Below are 21,931 nucleotides of genomic sequence, written 5' to 3'. Positions count from 1 at the left end.
ATGGAAGTTCTATGATTAGAAAGAACGGTACAAAAGTAAAAAGAAACTTTGCAATTTAATTATAGCGAGGATGTGATTTATATAATCGAAATTAAATAGTATAAGATGAATAAAAATTTCTGTCATATCATATGATAAGAGATATTTTAAAAGGATGGTGTTTATTATCAAAAAGTTATTAATAATACTAGGAATTGTGTTAATAGTATTCTCCATCACTGCATGTGGTTCATCTAGGGCATCTCATAATGAAAGACAAGTAATTAGAGTGGATAAAGTAGAAACAGCAGTACATATTGACTTTACAGCTGCAGATCCAGATTTATTAAATAATTACAAAGGTCAAGATTTATCAACTGCTGATGTATTAGAAATATTAGATAAAAAGAACTTTAAAGAAATCCCAAATAAAGTTGTTGAAAAACTAGATTTGCTAAAATGGGATTGGGATATGCCTTTTGAAGAGCGCGCTGGCGCTGTTCTTGAATACGATAATTAACAATATAATTAGCTAAAGGCGATTTTTCAAGGGACTAATGTAAGGCAACATCTGTTATTTGTCTTTTTCTTTATATATTCACTAAAACTACTCCACCTATATTATGAAATATTAAAAGTGTAAATCTTCGCTAATAAAAAACTGAAGATACAATTGTGCAGAAACGCCGCACAATTGTATCAAATAAATGCAAATACAAGAATTCATTAATTCTACACTTTATATTGTAACTTTTTTCAATATTTGCATACTTACATCTACAGTATTGTATTAACTCAATAACTATTTGAATTTAAAATACTTAAATATTATTTATGATATCTACAGTATTCTTGAATTATTTTTGCAACACCATTTTCGTTATTATTGTATTTACTGATTAAATTCCAGTGTTCTTTCAGCTCAATGTCAGAATTGTTCATAGCTACTCCAATTCCTGCCCACCTCAACATATCCAAGTCATTTAGACTATTCCCAATGGCCAATATTTCTTTTTTTCTTATCTTCAAGCTTTTAGCGACTCTTCTTAATCCTTCTCCTTTAGAAATTCCATCGGGCAAAAACTCTAGTGAATATGGTGTAGACAATGTATAAGGAAGCACTGTGTATTTATCAATTTCAGCTCTAATGGTTTTTATTCTATTTTCATGATCAATGAAAACAATCATATAAGGTTCTTTATGGATGTTTTCGCTTAATTTTCCCACAACTTTATAATTAATCTTATGATTCTTAACAAATTTAATCGTCTGTTCAGATTCTTCTTTTACATATAGCACATCGTCAATATACATTTTTGTATAAATACTATTGGCTTCGCCAATGCGAAGAATTTCTTTTGTATTACTGTAAGCGATTTTTTTAGAAAATAGTATTTCCTCTGAATACGTACGTTTTATAAGCGCTCCATTATATGTAATCAGTGGCATATCATATACAAATTCTTCTGCATACTGTTTGGCTGCCTGATATGTTCTACCTGTGGAAAAAACCACATGAATACCTTTATCTAACAGATTGCATATTGCCGCTTTATTTAGGTCTGTCAATGCCAATGAATCGTTTAATAACGTTCCATCCAAATCCACTGCGATCAATTTAATACTCACAAGTTCACCTTACTTGAACAAGGATTGAATTTCATCGTAAATTTTTTTCACAATAATTGGATTGGTCAATCCAGTTTTTTCGTCAATAGCTGAAGAATATACATGAGGGATGACTATTTCAATACCAGCATCTAAGCATACTTTCACTATGCTTTTGATATTAACTAAAGAAATTCCACCAGTAGGTTCAATAATAGGAATCCCAACTTGAACGGCTGTTTTCGCAATGTTTTTCAAATCATCAATATACTTGAGTCCACCAATGTTAAAAAATTTTACAGACATTAATCCAGCGTCTTTTAACATTCCAAGTGCCACTTTGGAGGAAACGACAGCCTCTTCCATTTGACTGCTCGAAGATCCTGTAGAGATGATAACTTTTCCCGGTTCTCCAGTAGGTCTTATTAACGCATTAACTACTGTACTTTTACATCCTTTTCCTTCCAGCAATCCCAAAGTAAATGCTGCAGTAGGAAACACCTGGTTTACATGTCCTGGGTCTGTCTCAGCCGCAATTTCTGCCGCCATTTTCCACTGATTGGGATCTCCATCTCCTAGTCCTATGGAAATGGTATTGATATCCTTTTGATATGTCTTGACGTATCCAACACCTTCTTCCACTGTTTTGAAATTCTTCGATAGGATACCAATCACCACATGACCATCCAAAACCTCCTGTACTTCTTTTGCATTCTCTAAATCTCTTGCCAACAAATTTACTGCTACTTTATTTTTATAAAAACTAAATTTTTTTAGATTCATACCATTTCATTCCTTTCTTCTGCCATCAACAATTCGAGTTGTTGAACAATTTCTTCTTCATCGCCGGCATTAAGAGGTCTTGGATCAATGTTGATAATCCCCATATTGGCATAATGATTTCTAGTGTATATTGCTGGGTTTCCATTTTCCAACTTCTTAATCAACTCCGTTACTTTAATAGTATCTGTCTTCACTTTAACCCGATAAATTTCTCTTCCCGCTTCATCTACCGTTATGGTCGCCTGTAATCCCTCTATAGCATTAATTTTAGATGCCATCCATTCGACGACTTCTTTCTGATCTTCAACAATCTTAATGGCATCTCGATTCTCATAATTCTCCAATGCCTTCAACAATCCCATAATGTTTTCTTTTCCAACTTTCATAGCTCTTCCAATGCCTTTGTATTGCATTTTACAATAATGTATTAATTCCTTTTTCCCAGTTACAAATCCAGATGTAGGTCCCTCTATAGCTTTTCCTCCACTATAAACTACCAGATCAGCGTCCATCTTCACGTATTTCAGTAAATCTTCTTCAGCAGCACAATCAAGTATAAAAGGAATTTGATTCTCCTTTGCTACAATAATCATATCTTCCATGGATACCATGCCTTTTTGCACTGCATGATGACTTTTAACATAAATTATTGCTGCAGTGTTTTTATTGATAGCTTCTTCAATGTGCTTTTTCGTTACCTTATTTGATTGTCCTACTTCCACAGGAACACCGCCACCCAAAGCAATCATTTGCGTAAGTGAGGCACCGAAATTGATGCAGTGTCCTTTTTGAATGATAATTTCATTTTGTAATCCTTCACTTCTAGGCAGTCTCTCAATCAAGGAAAGATTATCTCGAGCGATGACCGCAGCCGTCGATATAGCGATACCAGCAGAAGCTCCTAAGGTAACACAGCTGTCTTCTGACAGTGTATACCGAGAAATCAGTTCCCCTGCTCTCTGGATCAACTCTTCAATATCCACGTAATTCATGGCAGCTTCCTTCATGGTGTCTCCCACATCTTTAGATATAGCCGATGCACCTAGTGCTGTCATCTTCCCACTAGCATTGATAACTTTTTTTAAACCTATTTTTTCGTATATATTCACTATAACACTTCCTTTAAAAATGGAAGAAATGAAACGAGTCAATTTCTTCCATACATAATTTTTAAGCAATCACTGGAAAGATTGTAGCTAGAATCATTCCACCTAAAATTGCACCACCGGCAATAGGCTTATCCATTTTATAAAAAATAGCCGCACCGATGAAAGCTCCCAAACCTGCTGGTATGCTATACTGGATAGCTGAGATGATAATCAACGGTCCCAAGTATCGACCAGATGCATTTCCAGCACCCATCATGATGTTAGTACCGGATGCCTCCATTCCCTCGGGCATCAACTTACGAACAATCAGGATGATAACAGCAATAAGAATACCTACAAGAGCACCGGTTAACAAAGACAGTGCAAAGTTTTCAATTGGTAAAGTCAGCCCAGAAGCCAACAGAATGGCAGGAATACCGATACCCACACCAGTCATAAGTGCACCGCCAATATCTAGAACTCCTACCAATGGTCCTTCAAGGACTCTTGCAATCAAGAAACCTGCAGCGAAACCTGCAGCTGCAGCATAATCTCCTCCTTTAAGACCTTCATCCAACATTTGAACAACAAAAATTTCATTAAATGCACCTACATTATAGGTAAAATACATATGGGTACCGGCAAAAATTGCTGCCGAAGCCAGTGCCACCAAAATGGCGAAAGAATATTCTTTCATCAGAAAACTTCTCAGTTTTCCCATTAAGCCAATATTTTCTGTGCTCATACTCTTTTTTCCTCCTTCAATTCTATTTTTAACTTAACTTATACTCAAGATATACTGATTAGAAAAATACTGCCACTTGTTCAAAAAATCCTCTGAAATAGGCAATGATAAAGAACAATACAATAACGATTCCAATCATTATTTTGACAGATTTAGAGTAACCTCTATCTTGAATCGATTGTCCAATAAGTATACCCAAAACGGCACCAGGCACGGCATTCCCCATAATCATATGAGCAAAACCACCAAGAATAGTTCCCCAAATACCGGTAATTTTTCCAGCATCCAGTGCAGCTAGCCAGAATATAATAGGCATTACTGGATTAATCATAAGGTTTGCAGCCGGCCCCAAAATTTCTCTTGCCGTGATTGACATAGACTCTGGAATAGTTGCCGCCAATGTATTTAAGAACACCAGAGTGACACCTCCGACGACAGCTCCAGCCATAGCCATTTTAGCTGGGTCATAAAGTGTTTCTTCAACCTTCTTATTCTTCAACAACAGTGTACCTGCAGCCAAGTTAGGAACTACTCTATGTAATACATCTTGCGTTAATGCACCTGCAGCAACCACAGATGCGGCCGCATTAAATAGGAATCCCAATCCAAAAGAAAAGTGAGTAATGGCATCTCCTTTACAAGCATTTAACTCTCCTAGAGTTCGAAAGGCACCCATGGATTGAATCTTAGGTGCATGAAACATACGAGCTGCACCAGCAGCTATAGCTCCTCCACCAATCATGCCGATAATTAAAGATTTAATTATAATCGTAAACATGTTATCCTCCTTTTTATGTGTAAATCAATTTTACAGTAACAACAATTTTCAATTTGATATAAATTGCTTCTTTGGTCTTTGGCATCAGTAACCCTAAAAATTTCTCAGTAAAAGTCTTCTCTTCCATCTCCAGCAAGTATACCTGCTGAGGTTCCATGTGCAAAACGACGCCATTGACTTCATTGTAAATCTGTTTTCTAAGTTTTGCGAAGATTTCTCCATAAGCAATTTCTTTTGTTTTACCTGTCCCATCTATAATAAGTTCTTTTTCTATGGTTTCCATCAACTGCTTATCACTCATCACTCAGACTCCTTTTTCTGAAGTTTTCTGTATTCTTCGACCACCCGAAACCCCAACTCCTCAGAATCCAAAAAACCAAAACCTAAGACCTTAGCACCTTCCTTCAATCCAGTTATCCCTGCCTCTACAGAACGCAAATTGTGCTTTACTTTATAACCATATTTGTTCGCAGCCATCAAAGCACCTGCACCACCACTTCCGCAAAAGCTCAAACCAATGTCTGCATTTTCTTCATGCATAACATCACCTAATTTCATATCTGCGCCCATTCCTGGAATATGAATTGCCTTTCCACCAGCTTTCTCAATACCAACGATAATGTTTTTTCCCTTGCCCAATCTATCTCCGATGACAACAACTATTTGTTTACTCATCCTATTCACCTCCCTCCATGGTATTTTTTGCTGTCTGAATATGAATAGCCACTAAAATAGCTTCAGAACGATCTAACTCTCTGTTATATTCGACAAACAGCGGTTTTAACACTCTATGAGATAAATCCATAGACTCTAATCCAATTTCATTCAACACCTCTTCACCAAATGGAATCATCTCCTCATTCTCTTCTAACCTCTTAACTAGACTGATCATGTGGGAATAATATCCAACCTGGAAATGTTCTTGAAACACAACACCATTGTCCTCCAATACTTTTGTGATCTTCTCAACCTTTTCTTTTATTCGATTAAATTTATCTTCATCCAAATCAAATTTGGATATGAGCTTTTCCAAAGTTTCAACAGACATTAGACATTCTCCTTCTTTCTACTTAGTAACTTTTTTAATTTCTCCCGATTTGATAATAAATTCGGTCTTAACTATTTTTGACGTCTCCACGATATTTTCATCAGAGTCTACGAGAGTTTTTTGTTGCTCTTTTAACTCGTAAACTGTCAAATCTGCAATAGAACCTACCGCCAAAGTACCATAGCCGTCTAAACGGAAAATCTCTGCTGGTGTCTGAGTTATAGCCTTGATTGCATCCTTAAAATCTAGACCGATAGCAATCATTTTATTGATGGTCATCTCCAAACTATATACGGGACCATTCATGTTATCATTATACATATCTGTACTAATCATATCTGGTTTAAATCCCTGTTCCAGCGCTTTTCTAGCCGTCAGGAAACTGAAGCTTGATGATCCATGACCTACGTCAAATCTAACGCCTCTTTTGATAGCACTTTTTGTCTCTTTTTTTATGAGACCGTTTTCGTCCAAAAGTCCATTTTTCTTTCCATGGAAACAATGAGTTATAACATCGTTTTTACCCATGAGATTCAAAACATCTTCAATTCTAGGTGGGAGGTTCCCTATGTGAACTACCAATGGCAAGTCAAGTTTTTCTGCAATCTCCTTGGCAATTTGTATGGGTTTTATTCCCAGTTCACCTACGGTACTGGCACTAGCTCTGGCTTTAATGCCTACTATGTAATCCGTATATTTTTCGTATGTTTTTATGACCTCTTCCACTTTGATATTGGTTAAGTCTGCCAGCTCGTATCTGGTATTAATCAGTCCATTTGACGCGATATTTAGCAGTGCAAAAACTTTTGTGCTGCTAGATTTGATGTCTTTGTTTAAAAAATCTTCAAAGTTTTCTGGGCCTGAACTTCCTGCATCAAAGATAGTGGTCACACCTCTTTGAATTCCCAAATCATCAGGTTTCACTCCTAGGCTAGTCGCCGTATAACAATGAGTATGTGCATCTATGAAACCGGGCGAAATCATCTTCCCTGTTATATCAATCACTTTAGCATCAGTTACATTGATTACCTTTTCCACCGCTGTAATCTTACCATCTTGAATCATAATGTCCTTTTTTACAATTCTGTAACCAGTATTTGAATCTACAAGCATACCGCCTTTTAAAACAATTTTCTCATTCATTTGTCAACCTCCTTTCAAATCAAATATCTAATAATATATACAATCTCTTCTTTTGGCACGTCTAAGCCATATTTTTCTTTAATAATGTTCATATGTTTTTTTACAATACCATATAACTCTCTATAATTTATTTCATAGGTATGAATCTCCGATTCCACGTTATATTCTCTGCTTTCCCATCGGGGTAGTGCCATAGTAATATGAATCAGTAACCCCCAACGGTCTTCTTCACTTAGTCTTACATCCAATGTATTTTCAATTTCTTTTAGCATTTCGTGAATGTGAATAAAAACATAAGATAATTTTTGCGAAAAAACTTGATTAGCCATACGATTTTGTTCAGATACTCGCGCAGAAGTATGAAAAAAGTCGATGGCAAATCCCAATTCTGTTCGAATCGTCGCTAAATCCATTACCGACACGAACTTTCCTAATATTCCCATAAGAGAATTTAGAATATACTGTCCAGTTTCCATTTGTTCCAATGACTTTAACGACTTACTTTCTATCAAGAATTCTTTGAGTAGTCCAAAGTCTTCTTTATCTGCTAGTGGACTTATTTTTATAACGGGAGTATCCTTCAAAGACAAATTAACAGTACTTATGACAAGATCAATATCTTTTAAACCATCTACACGGTCTTCTAGTTCAAAAACCGATGTTATGTCCACAATATCCAACTCTGGAAAACTATTTCTCAATCGATTTGCCAGTATTTTAGCTGAACCAGCACCTGTTGTACATACAATAAGTGCTCTCCTTCGACGATTTTTCATGTATATATCCTTTTGCGCTTCTACATGGAGAGCAATATAACCGATTTCACTTTCTGACATGTTTACACCTGTTGCTTTTTTGTACACCTCTGCCATCCTGTTTGCAAGTAAAAATGAATCTACAAACTTCGTCTTGATTTGTTCCAACAAGGGATTTTCATTGTTTATTCCCAAATTATACTTTTTATAGTTTAACTTTAGATGTTTATAAATATCTTCTTTTAATTTTTGTATTTTTAAAGAATTTATATTTAAACTATCTTCAATTGCACCAACCATCTGATTTACTATTTCCCACATAGTGTACAATTTATGATCAAAGTCATCCTCAGCTAATTCTCTTAATTTTAAGTCTGCAGATAGAAGATGTATGGTTATGTTTGCAATTTCCTCTTCCGGCAAAGTTACTGAATATAGTGATTCTAGTGTTTCAGATATTTTTTCAGCAATTGAGTATTCTTCATATGTTCTGACCGCTTCTACCTTGTCTTTTGCCAAACTAATATTTTGCCCTTTTATCAGTCGATTAATATTTACTGCAATGTGAACAATTAGAGATTCATAAGAAGCATCTGGTATCCAAAAGTCATACACATACTTGCCGGACTTGATGGCTTTCTTAATGTCATCAACATTTATCAGGGTTGATACTTCTTCATTTAAAAAGTCAAATATATTTTCCTCTTTTTCTGACTTCCGTTGGTTATGAGTTAAATTCTGAAACAAACTTTTTCGATTCATGTATTTAAGCAACATGTTGACTAAGTATTCACGTATGTCTGATTCATTTCCTTCAATCACATAACCATTTTTCTGTTTGCTGGCCAATGAAATACCGTATTTATCTATTTCCTCTTTGACAACCTTCAAATCCTTCATAATTGTTGTTCTACTAATACGAAGGTGATCCGCCAGAGTTTGAGCCGTAATATAACCGGACGATCTCAATAGAAACAACTGGATAAGGTCAATCCTCTCTTCTTTATTTAAAACAAAGTCGTCCCAATCTTCATTGCTTTTTATTTGTGAAGAAAGGCAAACCATCTTCCTTGATTTTTTTTCAATCCATACTCCCTTCCCCTTAGATTTAAGCAGTTTGTGTCCCTTTTCTTCAACCCAGGACTCTATATGATCCATGTCGTATCGAATTGTTCGCACACTAACACCAAACTTGAGTGAAATGTCTTTTGCAGTAATCGGCGTATTCAAGTAGAGCAAATCATTCAGTATTTGTTTTTGTCTCTGCGTCAACTCAATCATTGATTTCACTCCTTTCCATCACAACAAAACTCTTATTATTTATTATATATCTAATGAATATAATAAAAACATCTCTTTCCTTCAGAGTTACTGTTGCAATGGTTTACTAATTACAATTCTAAGAATTATATGTATACTCCTATTACAATTAATTAGAAAATTGAGAAAGTGAAATTTAAAAAGTAGAAATAAAATAATGAGCGAATCCATACGTCGCTCATTATTATGAAAAAATCTTATATGTAATTTATATCAGTTTATTATTTTTAATATTTACATAGTAAATACTTCTGCTATCCATATAATTAATGGAATAGTTATTATGGACATAATTGTAGTTGCAGTAAAAACCTCTGAAGCATAAAATGCATCCCCATCGTATGTCAATGCAAACATGGTTCCAGTTATAGCCGATGGTGAAGCTGTAGCTATAATGGTGGTAACTACTATTACCTGATTGATATTCAAGAATGATGCGGATAATATTACCGCTAAAGGTATGACTATCAATTTAATTATTGCCACAATATATATCCTCTTATTTTTAAGTGCATTGAAAACATCTGTTCTAGCAAGGGTTGCACCACCAACCATCATAGCCATTGGAGTATTCATATTTCCTATATAGACTACAGACATGTCTAAAAGTTCTGGGAGCCTTAACCCTGTAATAAAGAATATTATCCCAAGAAATGTAGCAATAATTGCAGGAGTTTTTAACACTCTCTTTAAAGCCTCTCCTCCAAGATTTCCTCCCATCAAAGTTACACCATGACTCCATACAAGAATGTTAAAAATAGTAAGATAGGCAGTCAAATAGAACACCCCTTCCGTCCCAAACAAGCCATAAACCAGTGGAATTCCCATAAATCCACAATTGGGGTAAATGCATGAAAAGCGTTCAACTGCAAGGACTTCTGAATTTCCCTTTCGTAAAATTCCATATGCAAATGCCATCGAAATCGCGAATGCAACCCCCGCCAATCCCAATGCAAAAATCAAACCTTTTGCATGTTCAGTATCATATTGTTTCTGAAACGAGAGAAATACTACAGCTGGATTCACAACATTGTTTACAAGCTTAGACATGCTCTTATTTGCCTCATCGCTAATTAGACCGATTTTGCAACTTACTCCGCCAACTGCAATCAAGATCATGATTATTATGATCTGATTAAAAATAAGTGCGCTTATTGACAAGTTGATACCCTCTTTCTAATTATCTGAAGAATAGACTAGTCTACCTCCTAAGTAAGTCCTCCTTACCTTTATATCTTTAAGTGAATCAATGTCAGTGTCAAAAGGATCTCTGTCCAACACTACAAAGTCCGCTAATTTTCCGGTCTTGATGGTTCCCTTGATGTCTTCTTCAAAGGATGCATATGCTGCATTCTTTGTATACATTTCTAAAGCCTCATAGGTTGTCACCCTCTGATTAGGATACCATCCCTCTTTAGGGAATCCTTCAAGATTCTTTCTAGCCACTATGGCATAAATCCCCCAAAATGGATTATAATGTTCCACTGGAAGATCAGAACTAGCCGTAAGTATTATTCCTTCGTCCACCATTCGCCTCCAAGGAAAAGCGTATTTTATGCGCTCAGGACCTAGCCTATCTTCCGCCCATGTTACATTTGTAGATAAAAAGCACGGTTGCATGTCAATAATCACCGGAAGCCTCTTAATGCGCATGATAAGGTCTTCGTTTGTTATAAACGCATGTATCAACCTAAACCTTGGATCATTTTTAGGATTTTTATAATATACTTTTTCAATAGCCTTTAATACTATATCTAGTCCTTTATCTCCTATCGCATGAATTCCAATCTGCAAATCCTTATCATATGCTTCCTGACACATGGCAGTAATTTCATCTTGTGAGTAATTCAATACTCCCTTCATATCCGGCCTGTCACTGAAAGGTTCTAGCATGGCTGCAGACCTCGATCCAAGATTACCATCACTGTATATCTTATAAAATCCATATTTGACCATATTATTTCCAAAGCCGGTCTTCATACCGAAAGGAGGTAATTCGTCAAAACTTACATACATTCGCACTGTAAGTCGTCCTTCTTTATCTAAATCTTGATATAATCCTAGATATTCATAGGAGTCCACTATCTTTCCTTGTACTGGATGAACTCCTGTTATGCCGTATTTGTTCATATCCGTTAGTACATCGTATACAGCCTGCTTTTTGATTTCATAATCCTCTAATGGATCCGGCATGAATTTAAGGACAGGAGCAATACCACTATCCCAAATTATTCCGTTTGGTTCATCACTTTCATCAAATCCAATGGTATTTTCTATATGAGGAATATAACCTTTTTTAATCCCCACAATGTCTAAAACCTTTGAATTAACTACATGAACATGAAGGCAATATCTGTCTATGACAATTGGATGCCTAGTTGATATTTCGTCTAGATCTTCCTTTAAGGGAAGTTCTGGAACTCTCCATTTCTGATGATCAAATCCTGCTGCATGTATCCATGAACCATAAGGCATCATGTCTGCTTTTTCTTTTAATATTTTCTTAGCTTCTTCCCAAGATGCTGTATTTGACAAATCTACAGTCTGTAAATTTTTAGCATGATAGAGGGTATGCTGATGGGCATCTATCATCCCTGGAACAATAATAGCTCCACCAAGATCTATTACTTTCTTTCCAGGATCTTCGAGTATTTCATCCGTAGTGCCACATGCTGTGAATTTTCTGTCATAGACTGAAAATGCTTCGACAAAATCTCCTTTAGTTTCCATGGTATATATTTTTCCGTTAATAAAACTAAAATCTGCTTTCATGGATTTACCTCCTATTCTAACTTCTTGTATAGACGTCTCTACCAGCCAAATAAGTCTTTTCCACTACAATATCTTTTAAACAGTCACATTCTACCACAAAAGGATCTCTGTCTAAAATAATAAAATCTGCAAGTTTTCCCACTGCTATACTTCCCTTAATATTCTCTTCAAATGAAGCGTATGCGGCATTTTTCGTATACATAGACAATGCCTCGTATACTGTGACTCTTTGTGCTGGATAATATCCTTGTGGGGGATAGCCTTCCAGATTCTTTCTAGTTACAACTGCATAAACTCCAAGCATTGGATTGTAAGGTTCCACTGGTGAGTCTGATCCACCTGTTAAAACAAGCCCTTCGTCAATCAACCTTCTCCACGGATAGGAAAGTTTAGCCCTCTCTTTTCCGAGTCTTTGCTCCGACCATTTTACATTAGACGATACAAATTTGGGCTGAATGTCAAGTACTACTGGAAGGCTTTTTAATCTTTCAATAAGATTTTCATTAAGCACCATTACATGAATAAGGCGAAATCGATAATCAGGTTTTGGATTTTTATAATAAACATTCTCTATAGCATTTAATGCTATATCCAAGCCTTTATCACCTATGGCATGAATACCAATTTGCAAATTCATATCATAAGCTTTTCTGACCATCTCATTGATATCTTCCTGTGAGTAGTTTAATACTCCTGTGGCATTTGGCATATCGTAGTATGGTTCAAAAAGCTTGGCGGCCCTAGATCCTAATGAACCGTCACTGTAAATTTTATAAAACCCATATTTTATCATGTCGCTGCCAAATCCAGACTTCATCCCAAAAACAGGGTATTCATCAAATGATACATAAATCCTAACAGGAAGACTATTTTCTTTTTCAAGATCCTGATACATACCGATATACTCCATAGCATCACAAAATTTCCCCTGTATTGGAGTAACACCTGTGATCCCATATGATGACATGTCTTTTAATACTTCTTTTACTGCATTTTTCTTGTCTTCATATGTACCCAGAGGATCTGGTATTATCTCGAGTAAAGGTGTCACTGCATTTTCCCAGAGCACACCAGTAGGTTCTCCATTTTGATCCACCTCCACTGAACCTTCAGCAGATGGTTTGAAATTTTTATCTATGCCTGCAAGACTTAAAGCCATGCTGTTTGCCACATGAACATGCATACAATATCGGCTAATCAATATAGGGTGTTCTGTTGAAATTTCATCTAGTTCTTTTTTGCTTGGCAAAATAGGGAAATCCCAATCCTCATGATTAAATTTCACTCCTTTTATCCACTTGCCACTGGGAGTATCCATTACCCTCTCAATAATCTTATTTTTTGCCTCGTCAAAAGACTTGGTCTCTCTAAGATTGACTGATTGTAACCCTTCTGTATATGATAGGATATGCTGATGAGTGTCTATGAACCCGGGAAGAACAGTTTTTCCTTTGAGGTCTATTACATCCTCTGTGGAAATTCTCAAAATTTCCTCTGACGTCCCAGTAGCAACGATTCTCCCGTCTCTAACAGCCACTGCTTCAAATTTTTCACCTTCATTTTCCATGGAATAAATGCATCCATTTATAAAACACTTTTGTGCATACATAACTCTCACCTACTCTTTCATTCAAAGGCCTGAAGCAGGATATTTTCCACGTCCTTAGCACTTAATTTGCAGGGATTTACGGCTAAAAGACGATACGCCATTGTGCCTGCAATCACTTCAGGTATATATTCTTTTTTAAAACCTACATCCTTCAAATTTAGTGGTAAACTTATATCTTTAGCCAATTCAAATACACCTTCAATCGATTCAAGTGCAGCTTCTCTTAGACTTAAACCATCTAAGTTTTTACCTAGTGCAATAGAAATGTTTTTAAATTTTTCAAGATTACCAACAAAATTTCTTTTCATGGCATATGGTAATATCATAGCGTTTGCCAATCCATGAGAAATGGGAATTACCCCCCCCATAGATTGAGCGATACCATGTATAACGCCCAAGCCTCCATTCATAAATGCTGCGGCTGCAATCGTGCTTGCTAATGCCATATTACTTCTGGCTTCCAAATTGTTCCCATTTGAAACAGCTGTTCTTAAATTTTCTCCAATTAACTTAATTGCATAAAGTGCATTCATATCGCTTATAGGATTTGCATTAAGAGAAACATAAGCTTCAATGGCATGTGTCAATGCGTCCATTCCAGTTGATGCCGTAACGCCTTGAGGCATACTCATATGCAACTCTGGGTCAATTATTGCGACATCTGGAATTAGATTTTCGTGAGTAACCGACACCTTGATATTGTTATGCTTGTCTGTTATAACAGCCGATGCAGTCACTTCGCTTCCACTTCCTGCCGTTGTTGGTAAACAAATAAGGGGCATGCACGGTTTTGTCACCTGTTTTATTCCACCAAACAAATAATCTTTTATGGATCCTTCATGAGTCTGGAGCATACAAATTGTCTTGGCAGTGTCTATTACACTTCCACCTCCAACAGCCACCACAACACTAGCTTGGCTTTTTTTTAAAATCTCCGCTGTCTTGTCCACCACGTCGATAGGAGGATCAGTTACTATTTCGGAATAAATCTCATAATCTACATCAGAGGTGTCAAAAACGGATCTTATAGAAGTCATTATTTCCGTTTTTACGATATTAGGACCTGTAAGGATAAATACTTTTGTTGCATTAAGCCCTTTACAAATGTCCACCAATTTATTTCTTGATCCGATGCCAAATTCTAGTTTTGTAGGCATTTTATATTGAAAATTTTTCATTTTGCGATCTCCTCACAGTGTCTTTAATCCCATTTCAATTATTTCCAAGCTTTTATCTACATCTTCTTTTGATACATTAAGAGGTGTACAAAATCTTAATGTGCTCTTTCCGCAACCAAGCATTAAGAGTTTCTTGTCAATGCAATATTTAATTATTTCATCCCTCGCCTTGGCATTTGCTCTACCGTCCTTACAAACGAACTCTATACCTATCATAAGACCAAGACCACGAACATCTCCTATTACATCGTACTTGGATTTAAATTCATAAAGCTTGTCTTTGAGATAGCTTCCAATTTCATTACAATTTTTTATAATGTTCTCCTCTTCAAATGCATCTAGCACCGCATTTGCAGCTGCTGCAATTACAGGATGACCTCCAAATGTAGTTCCGTGTGTTCCCACCGGCCATTTGTCCATAAGGCATTTTGTACTTATTATTGCTGACATGGGAAATCCTCCACCTATTGCCTTGCCAAGAGTCATGATATCAGGCACAATATCAAAGTGCTCAGAAGCAAAGAATTTACCAGTTCTACCGTACCCACTTTGTATTTCGTCAAAGATCAATAAAATACCATATTCATTGCAAATTTCTCTTATTTTTAAAACGAAATTTTTAGGTGGTACTATGTATCCTCCTTCTCCTTGTATCGGCTCCATTATTATGGCTGCCACCTGATCCGGAGATATTATGTAATTAAATATGTCATCTAGTTCTTTTGTGCATTCCAATTCACAGTCATCATTTTTTTTGTTGTATTCACATCTAAAACAGTATGGATAAGATGTAAAGTTAACACCAGGCATCAAAGGATCATAGCCTTTTTTATACTTTGCACTTGATCCTGTTACTGAGGAAGCACCAATGGTTCGACCATGAAAAGAACCTTTGAATGCTATGATTCCCTGTCTCCCTGTTGCAACACGTGCAAGTTTAATCGCACCGTCTATCGCCTCTGCTCCTCCGTTGCTAAAAAACGAAACTTTTAAATCCCCCGGAGTAAGCGAAGCCAACCTTTTTGAAAACTTCAATGTTGGTTCGTAATTAACTAGGTTAAACGATGCAGTAGTAAGTTTTTCAACCTGTTTTTTTACCGCATCTACTATCTTAGGGTGTGAATGTCCTAACGCATTTACAGCAATTCCCTGAACAAAATCCAGGTATTTTTCCCCTTCAACGGTTGTAATATAACATCCATAGGCCTCTTTAGCCACCAGATTCGTCGCCTTTACAAGAACGGGACTTAAATATTGGCTATAATCATCGTATTTCATTATTACGTCCTCCTATTCAATCTACAATACTTTTAACAACTTCTCTTAGTACATGTGTGTGTTTATCAACATCCTCTTGTGTAGTAGCTGTTGTCATAAGTGCCATATTATGAAAAGGCGTCATTATTACGCCTCGGTTTAAACAGGCTAAGTGAAGATACCAATCCAAATCGTTATCTTTTGCCTCTATGGCCTCAGTACCCGTTCTAGTAGGTGTTTTAGAAAATACATACTCTGTCCTACACCCTAACTGAGTAGTGCTCCATGGAAGTTCAAATTCATCTATGACAGATTGCACTCCTTTATTAAATTTTTCTGCCAGTGCCATATTTCTTACATAGAATTCTTCAGTTAATATTTCTCCAAGTGTGGCACGAATGGCAGCCATTGTAAGTGCATTCGCCGCAAGTGTGCCTCCAATCCCTTTTGCAACGCCAAATTCTGATTCTATTTCAATCACTGCTCTTTTGCCGAACTCTTCACTCATTCCATATGCACCTGCAGGTATGCCTGAAGCAACAAATTTTCCAAGTGTTACTACATCAGGCTCCAGATCATCAAGATATGTAAATCCACCAATACTTGCACACATTGTATGAGTCTCATCGATTATTAATACAGTGCCGTGTTTTTTTGTAAGTTTTCTTAAAATGTCGTGAAATCCTGGATCAGGAAGAACAACTCCTACGTTTGTCATTACTGGCTCACATAAAACCGCAGCAACATCTTCATCTTTTAGTGCTTCTTCTAGTGCCTTTGGATCGTTCCACTCGACAACTTTTGTAGTTATAGACGGATCCACAGGAAAACCAATATTTCCTTTTCTTGGTGACACACTTCCATCTGGATTCAGTGATGCTATGCTCTCATCTACTGTTCCGTGATAACACCAGTTGAATACTAAAACTTTACTTCTACCTGTTACACGTCTAGCCAATCTTAATGCAAAACGATTTGCATCAGTTGCACTAGTAGAAAACTGCCAAAATTTCATTTTAAATCTTCTTTTAAGCTCAGCTCCAACCCAAATAGCATCTTCAGTTGGAAGCATAAATGAGGCACCTTTTTCAAATTGATTTAAGATAGCATCTTTAGCTGCTTTGGGTCCATGCCCTACTAGAGATCCTGTGTCACCTAGACAAAAGTCTACATATTCAATACCGTCCACATCTGTAAAATGTGCACCTTCAGCTTTTTCAACAAAAATTGGAAACTCTCCCATCCACCGTACCATCCAATTAAGTGGAACTCCCTGAAGAAGACTTTCTTTTGCTTTATCAAACATTTTTTTAGACGCTGGATGAAGACTGTCAAACATCTTCATTTCCTCTTCAAACTTTATTTTTAATTTTTCTCTATTAATCATGTCAATTCTCCTCTATTAATTTAGTCGTTTTATATGTCATATATTTTTTTAGCCTATATCTTATAAATATTAGTTTATCAACAGACCCGGTAACCACATAGAAATACTTGGTATATAAGTTATGGCAAAAAGTATAATTAACATTACAAATATGAACAATCCTATCTTACGGCTTATAACTTCCACCGATACATTTGAAATCGCCGATGCGAAAAATAAGTTAGCTCCGTATGGAGGAGTAATAAATCCAATAGCAAGGGCAACTGTCATCACCACACCAAACTGTATTACATCCATTCCTAAGTTTGTTACTATAGGCAAAAGAATTGGCGTAAGTATTACACAAGATGAAATATTGTCGATAAAACATCCAACTACCAATAAAAGTAATATTATAAGAGCGTAAATCACAACCGGTTGATCAGAAATACCCAAAATAGCGTTCGCGATTTTGACCGGCACCTGAGCCATAGTCAAATAACTGGCAAAAGCCAGAGATAGTCCTATCATGAAAGTAGTAGATCCATTTATTAGCACTGTTTCCTTCATGGCTTGATAAATATCTTTTAGTCTAAGTTCCTTATAAATAAACGCACCTACTAAAATCGAGTATACTATGCCTACAACAGCTGACTCTGTAGGTGTGAATATACCACCGTATATTCCTCCAAGAATTATAACGGGGCAAAGTAATGCAAAAGCAGCTTCCTTAAGTTTTATAAGCACTCTTTTAAAAGAAAACACTTCAGTATTCCCACCATAATTGTTTTTCTTGGAAACAAAATAATTTACTACCATCAAACCTACACCTATCAACAAACCTGGTATAACACCAGCCATAAAAAGACCACCAATGGATGCACCACTTATTACACCGTAGATTACAAATGGAATACTTGGAGGTATAATAATACCTATAGTTCCTGACGCTGCAATTAAAGCCGTTGCATAACCCTCATCGTATTGTTTTTCCTTCATCTCTGGTATAGTTATTGACCCTATTGCCGTTACTGTTGCCGGAGCAGATCCAGAGATTGCTGCAAAGAACATGGAAGACAATATAGAAACCATTCCCAATCCACCTTTAATGGATCCTACAACACTGTTTGAGAATTCCAACAGTCTTTTTGAAATCCCTCCATACTTCATAAGATTTCCTGCAAGTATAAAAAATGGTATTGCCATAAGCGGAAAGGAATCCAACCCTCCAAAACAATTTTGCGCAATAGATAAAACATTTAAATTTGTCGTTAACACCATTGTAACGGCGGTAGCTACGCCTAATGAAACACCTATAGGCACTCCGATAAACATACAAATAGCTAAAATAATAAATATTAGTACCACTCCGCTACTCATGGTTTTTCCTCCTTTCCTTAATCTCTGTTATAAAGTTTTGTATTATTCTAAAAAGCATCATTGTAACTCCAACAGGTATAGATGCATAAGCATATCCCATAGGTATCTTTAAAGCAGGTGACATTTGTCCTCTTTCAAATATCATATAAGTCAACCTAAATGATATATAAGCCAGGAAAATCGTAAATGCTATCCATATTGCCATTTTAATGATCCATACGGTCTTTTGTAATTTTAGCGAAAGACGACTTGTTACAAAATCCAAACTTATATGAGCATTTTTCTTAGTTGCATATGATGCTCCCAACCAAATTATCCACAAAAACATATATCTGGCTAGCTCTTCACTCCAAGACAAAGATGATTGGAAAACGTACCTCATAACAACTTGTAGAAATACTAGAACAACCATAATAGAAAATATACCTATCAAAACAATTTCTTCAAATTCCTTATCTATAAACTTTAGTATTTTCATGGATCTCCCTCTTTCCAAGAGGGCCAAGTTTTTTAAACTCAACCCTTATCAAATCATCAACTACTCATTATATTTTTGTGCCAGTTGTATCAGTTCCTCTCCATACTGCTCAACAACTCCTGGATATACTTGTTCAATTGCAACTTTTTTAAATTTTTCTTTTTCTTCATCACTTAATTTGGTCACTTTGACACCTTCGTTTGCTATTTCTAATTCAAAGTCCGTATTTTGTTGTAGTAACAACTCTCTTTGAGCTTTTTTTGTTTTTTCAGCAACTTCACTTACTTTATCCTGAAGATCTTGAGGAAGATTGTCCATGAAATCCTTACTGATTAGTATAGGAGCTGCCGTAAAGACATGTTCACTTACTGTCATAAAGCTTTGCACTTCATAAAATTTTGAATTATATATAAGCGCACTTGGATTTTCCTGTGCATCAACTGTCCCTTGTTGCAATGCTGTAAAAAGTTCGTTAAAAGCCATCGGTGTAGGATTTGCACCCAATGCACTAAAATATGTCAAATGTGTAGGTGTTTCCATTGTTCTTATTTTGATGCCTTTCATATCACTTGGAGATTTTATCTCTTTTGTACTATTTGTTATGTTTCTAAAACCAACATCTCCCCAACCCAAATTATACATATTCTGTGCTTCTAAAAGTTCGTCGAGATTTTTGCCAAAATCACCATCAAGTGCATCATGAGCCGCATCCAATGAATTAAAAATATACGGTAATCCTACAAGCTCAAACTCAGGAACGAAACCTGAGATTGAAGCTTCTCCTGCCATTGTCATTTCTAGACTACCTAGTCCTACAGCTTCAATAGCCTGACGATCTCCTCCAAGCTGTCCGTTAGGATAGAGCTCAACATTAAATTTACCCGTAGCTTCAAGTTCTTTTTTAAATATATCTTGTAGCACTATATGTGAAGCATGAGTTTCCGCTACGACATAAGCTACCCTTATCGTATATACTTCTTCCCCATCAGAACCATTTGTAGTAGAACTCGATCCCTCACTACTACTACACCCCGTTAAAACTGTCGTTAACACCATAACTCCCATCAGCAATATCATTACTAATCTTTTCATTTAATTATCCTCCTTTTTTTTACTAATTTCATTTGTTCATATTTTATATAAGTAATAACTTTTCTGTTGTTAATTACTTCTCTTATCTTTTTTACAATTCCCCCTTCAATATTTGCCGTATGCTAGCTTAGAAACTTCCAAGCAACACCCTTCGCGTGTTTCTTTCTACGCGGCCAGTCGCCAAATGTCTGCCAGCAGACATTTACTCCTCTTCTAAGCCAGTTAAACATGCTTCGCCTGTTTCTCTTGCTTTTCATCGTCGTTTCGCGTCTGCTTGCAGACGCTTGGCTCATTGTCTTCGCGATAATAAAAAAAGCGCTTCTATTTAATTTAAAATAGATAGCGCCTTTGCTATTACAATTATTTTCTTGTATGTTTGACTGGTTGTACTGGTAGAACCAGTTTATGTTTATTATTATATGAGCGTATTTGCATTATGTCAAGAAGTTTAATCAAAAATTTTATTTTTTTTGTCTTTGGCTTATCTCCTCTATATTTTCCAGTTGCTCTTTGATACATTTCATGTGATTAGTCATGGCCTGCACAGCCCTTAGCGGGTCTCGCTCTTCAATTGATTCAATTATAGCCTTGTGTTCAACTTGAGCTTGTTCTAACTTCCTAGAATAAAGCTGGCTAACTAAAAATAATTTTTTATCAGTTAAAGTATAAAATGTTTTGATTAGCACTTTTAACATGCTGTTTCCAGTACAACTTGCAAGCACCTCATGAAATTTTGCATCCTCTGCGGCAAAATTTGTATGGGATATCAAATGTGATTGCATACTGTCATACAATTCTTTCAGTTTTGCTATATCTTTGGGCTTTGCTTTTTCAACAGCCTTTTGCACTATAGCTTTTTCAACAATTTCTCTTACTTCAAGTATTTCAAGTAGAGTTGACTTACTGCTTAACACTGCCAGCTCGAGTTTTTTAAAGACCTGTTCGTTATCTAAAATATTAACATAAGCTCCCTTTCCTGGTCTGATTGCTATAAGTCCTTTTTCAGTTAAAACTTTCAATGCTTCTCTAATGACATTTCGACTGACACCGTATTTGTCTACCATCATCCTCTCAGAAGGGAGCTTCTCACCTTGAATTAGCTTTCCAGATTCAATTTCTTCTTTAATGTTAACAACAATATCCTCATACAAAAAATTATTCATTATCTTCCCGTCCCTTCTTGTATGACCGGTACTACCAATAAATCAATAATACTCGCGTTGTAACCTTTTGTCAATCATATTGGAACTTTTATACACATTTTAATCAATTCGTATTATAATGATAATCGCTAATTACACAAAAACGTAGAGGCGAACGAGGTTTTAAATTATGGACACCTTCCTAACTTACCAAACACGTATGGTCGCCCGATCGAGTAGCTAGAAACAGGGTAATTAATCCTGTTTCTTTGCTCTCACAGAACCGGACTTACGTTTGCCGTATCCGGCTTCTGAATACTTTCTCCAAACACTACATTTCGTAGTAGTTTGACAACAATCCAACCTCATATTTACATAAATCGATTAATCCTAATTCTTCAAAGTATTTG

General features: G+C 36.1%; 21 protein-coding genes. 1 reads left to right on the top strand and 20 read right to left on the bottom strand.

The genetic code is table 11. The features are described from left to right. Nucleotides 1-196: 196 nt before the first annotated feature. Nucleotides 197-499 carry a hypothetical protein gene (locus tag GC105_RS07270; protein WP_207706956.1) on the top strand — a complete coding sequence of 101 codons (303 nt, stop codon included), beginning with the start codon at nt 197-199 and terminating at the stop codon, nt 497-499. Nucleotides 500-807: 308 nt separating this feature from the next. Here GC105_RS07270 and GC105_RS07265 read toward each other — a convergent pair whose 3' ends face one another. From GC105_RS07265 to GC105_RS07170, 20 genes are all read right to left on the bottom strand, one after another. Next, nucleotides 808-1,608, bottom strand: a complete 801-nt coding sequence (locus tag GC105_RS07265) for a Cof-type HAD-IIB family hydrolase (RefSeq protein WP_152803196.1) — start codon at nt 1,606-1,608, stop codon at nt 808-810. A 9-nt stretch (nt 1,609-1,617) separates the two neighbouring features. Next, nucleotides 1,618-2,370, bottom strand: a complete 753-nt coding sequence (gene dagF, locus GC105_RS07260) for a 2-dehydro-3-deoxy-phosphogluconate aldolase (protein ID WP_152803194.1) — start codon at nt 2,368-2,370, stop codon at nt 1,618-1,620. Beyond that, a complete protein-coding gene (locus GC105_RS07255) occupies nt 2,367-3,479 on the bottom strand; it encodes a DgaE family pyridoxal phosphate-dependent ammonia lyase (RefSeq protein ID WP_343029982.1) in 1,113 nt (370 codons plus the stop codon). The genes dagF and GC105_RS07255 overlap by 4 nt, the downstream gene beginning before the upstream one ends. A 61-nt stretch (nt 3,480-3,540) precedes the next feature. Continuing rightward, nucleotides 3,541-4,203: a DUF4310 family protein gene (locus GC105_RS07250; protein WP_246169762.1), complete on the bottom strand. Its 663-nt coding sequence runs from the start codon at nt 4,201-4,203 to the stop codon at nt 3,541-3,543. A gap of 58 nt (nt 4,204-4,261) precedes the next feature. Continuing rightward, on the bottom strand, nt 4,262-4,981 hold the full coding sequence (locus GC105_RS07245) for a DUF4311 domain-containing protein (RefSeq protein ID WP_152803190.1): 720 nt from the start codon (nt 4,979-4,981) through the stop codon (nt 4,262-4,264). A 13-nt stretch (nt 4,982-4,994) separates the two neighbouring features. Next, the gene (locus GC105_RS07240) at nt 4,995-5,282 is read right to left on the bottom strand and encodes a DUF4312 family protein (protein ID WP_152803188.1); all 288 of its coding nucleotides are present in this window, start codon (nt 5,280-5,282) and stop codon (nt 4,995-4,997) included. After that, a complete protein-coding gene (locus tag GC105_RS07235; protein ID WP_152803186.1) occupies nt 5,282-5,656 on the bottom strand; it encodes an SFCGS family glycine-rich protein in 375 nt (124 codons plus the stop codon). The genes GC105_RS07240 and GC105_RS07235 overlap by 1 nt, the downstream gene beginning before the upstream one ends. Before the next feature lies 1 nt (nt 5,657). Continuing rightward, complete coding sequence (locus tag GC105_RS07230) at nt 5,658-6,029, bottom strand: PRD domain-containing protein (RefSeq protein WP_152803184.1); 372 nt, start codon at nt 6,027-6,029, stop codon at nt 5,658-5,660. 18 nt (nt 6,030-6,047) lie between these two features. Continuing rightward, nucleotides 6,048-7,172: an amidohydrolase/deacetylase family metallohydrolase gene (locus GC105_RS07225; protein ID WP_152803182.1), complete on the bottom strand. Its 1,125-nt coding sequence runs from the start codon at nt 7,170-7,172 to the stop codon at nt 6,048-6,050. 14 nt (nt 7,173-7,186) lie between these two features. Beyond that, a complete protein-coding gene (locus GC105_RS07220) occupies nt 7,187-9,208 on the bottom strand; it encodes a PRD domain-containing protein (protein WP_152803180.1) in 2,022 nt (673 codons plus the stop codon). Between the two features lie 273 nt (nt 9,209-9,481). Beyond that, nucleotides 9,482-10,408, bottom strand: coding sequence for an AEC family transporter (locus GC105_RS07215; protein ID WP_152803178.1), 927 nt, complete (start codon nt 10,406-10,408; stop codon nt 9,482-9,484). 15 nt (nt 10,409-10,423) lie between these two features. Continuing rightward, nucleotides 10,424-12,019, bottom strand: a complete 1,596-nt coding sequence (locus tag GC105_RS07210) for an amidohydrolase (RefSeq protein ID WP_152803176.1) — start codon at nt 12,017-12,019, stop codon at nt 10,424-10,426. Nucleotides 12,020-12,035: 16 nt separating this feature from the next. After that, nucleotides 12,036-13,586 carry an amidohydrolase gene (locus tag GC105_RS07205; protein WP_207706955.1) on the bottom strand — a complete coding sequence of 517 codons (1,551 nt, stop codon included), beginning with the start codon at nt 13,584-13,586 and terminating at the stop codon, nt 12,036-12,038. A 59-nt stretch (nt 13,587-13,645) separates the two neighbouring features. Then, nucleotides 13,646-14,806, bottom strand: coding sequence for an iron-containing alcohol dehydrogenase (locus GC105_RS07200; RefSeq protein WP_152803172.1), 1,161 nt, complete (start codon nt 14,804-14,806; stop codon nt 13,646-13,648). Nucleotides 14,807-14,818: 12 nt separating this feature from the next. Then, nucleotides 14,819-16,084, bottom strand: coding sequence for an aspartate aminotransferase family protein (locus tag GC105_RS07195; RefSeq protein ID WP_152803171.1), 1,266 nt, complete (start codon nt 16,082-16,084; stop codon nt 14,819-14,821). A 16-nt stretch (nt 16,085-16,100) separates the two neighbouring features. Then, nucleotides 16,101-17,450, bottom strand: a complete 1,350-nt coding sequence (locus tag GC105_RS07190) for a transaminase (protein WP_152803168.1) — start codon at nt 17,448-17,450, stop codon at nt 16,101-16,103. Nucleotides 17,451-17,519: 69 nt separating this feature from the next. Continuing rightward, nucleotides 17,520-18,809 carry a TRAP transporter large permease gene (locus GC105_RS07185; RefSeq protein ID WP_152803166.1) on the bottom strand — a complete coding sequence of 430 codons (1,290 nt, stop codon included), beginning with the start codon at nt 18,807-18,809 and terminating at the stop codon, nt 17,520-17,522. Continuing rightward, nucleotides 18,802-19,287 (bottom strand): TRAP transporter small permease, encoded by a 486-nt coding sequence (locus GC105_RS07180; protein WP_152803163.1) that lies wholly within the window; start codon nt 19,285-19,287, stop codon nt 18,802-18,804. Before GC105_RS07180 ends, GC105_RS07185 begins: the two co-directional genes overlap by 8 nt. A gap of 60 nt (nt 19,288-19,347) precedes the next feature. After that, complete coding sequence (locus tag GC105_RS07175) at nt 19,348-20,379, bottom strand: TRAP transporter substrate-binding protein (protein ID WP_152803161.1); 1,032 nt, start codon at nt 20,377-20,379, stop codon at nt 19,348-19,350. A gap of 461 nt (nt 20,380-20,840) precedes the next feature. Continuing rightward, nucleotides 20,841-21,542 carry a FadR/GntR family transcriptional regulator gene (locus GC105_RS07170; protein ID WP_152803160.1) on the bottom strand — a complete coding sequence of 234 codons (702 nt, stop codon included), beginning with the start codon at nt 21,540-21,542 and terminating at the stop codon, nt 20,841-20,843. Nucleotides 21,543-21,931 lie beyond the last annotated feature (389 nt).

This window comes from Alkalibaculum sporogenes, assembly GCF_009362815.1.
Classification (GTDB): Bacteria; Bacillota; Clostridia; order Eubacteriales; family Alkalibacteraceae; genus Alkalibaculum_A; species Alkalibaculum_A sporogenes.
This window is presented reverse-complemented; position numbering and strand designations above follow the sequence as displayed.

Coding starts and splice junctions, on each gene's coding strand:
- dagF (WP_152803194.1), bottom strand. CDS start 2,370: ATGAATCTAAAAAAATTTAGTTTTTATAAAAATAAAGTAGCAGTAAAT.
- GC105_RS07250 (WP_246169762.1), bottom strand. CDS start 4,203: ATGAGCACAGAAAATATTGGCTTAATGGGAAAACTGAGAAGTTTTCTG.
- GC105_RS07245 (WP_152803190.1), bottom strand. CDS start 4,981: ATGTTTACGATTATAATTAAATCTTTAATTATCGGCATGATTGGTGGA.
- GC105_RS07240 (WP_152803188.1), bottom strand. CDS start 5,282: ATGAGTGATAAGCAGTTGATGGAAACCATAGAAAAAGAACTTATTATA.
- GC105_RS07235 (WP_152803186.1), bottom strand. CDS start 5,656: ATGAGTAAACAAATAGTTGTTGTCATCGGAGATAGATTGGGCAAGGGA.
- GC105_RS07230 (WP_152803184.1), bottom strand. CDS start 6,029: ATGTCTGTTGAAACTTTGGAAAAGCTCATATCCAAATTTGATTTGGAT.
- GC105_RS07225 (WP_152803182.1), bottom strand. CDS start 7,172: ATGAATGAGAAAATTGTTTTAAAAGGCGGTATGCTTGTAGATTCAAAT.
- GC105_RS07220 (WP_152803180.1), bottom strand. CDS start 9,208: ATGATTGAGTTGACGCAGAGACAAAAACAAATACTGAATGATTTGCTC.
- GC105_RS07210 (WP_152803176.1), bottom strand. CDS start 12,019: ATGAAAGCAGATTTTAGTTTTATTAACGGAAAAATATATACCATGGAA.
- GC105_RS07205 (WP_207706955.1), bottom strand. CDS start 13,586: ATGGAAAATGAAGGTGAAAAATTTGAAGCAGTGGCTGTTAGAGACGGG.
- GC105_RS07200 (WP_152803172.1), bottom strand. CDS start 14,806: ATGAAAAATTTTCAATATAAAATGCCTACAAAACTAGAATTTGGCATC.
- GC105_RS07195 (WP_152803171.1), bottom strand. CDS start 16,084: ATGAAATACGATGATTATAGCCAATATTTAAGTCCCGTTCTTGTAAAG.
- GC105_RS07190 (WP_152803168.1), bottom strand. CDS start 17,450: ATGATTAATAGAGAAAAATTAAAAATAAAGTTTGAAGAGGAAATGAAG.
- GC105_RS07185 (WP_152803166.1), bottom strand. CDS start 18,809: ATGAGTAGCGGAGTGGTACTAATATTTATTATTTTAGCTATTTGTATG.
- GC105_RS07180 (WP_152803163.1), bottom strand. CDS start 19,287: ATGAAAATACTAAAGTTTATAGATAAGGAATTTGAAGAAATTGTTTTG.
- GC105_RS07175 (WP_152803161.1), bottom strand. CDS start 20,379: ATGAAAAGATTAGTAATGATATTGCTGATGGGAGTTATGGTGTTAACG.
- GC105_RS07170 (WP_152803160.1), bottom strand. CDS start 21,542: ATGAATAATTTTTTGTATGAGGATATTGTTGTTAACATTAAAGAAGAA.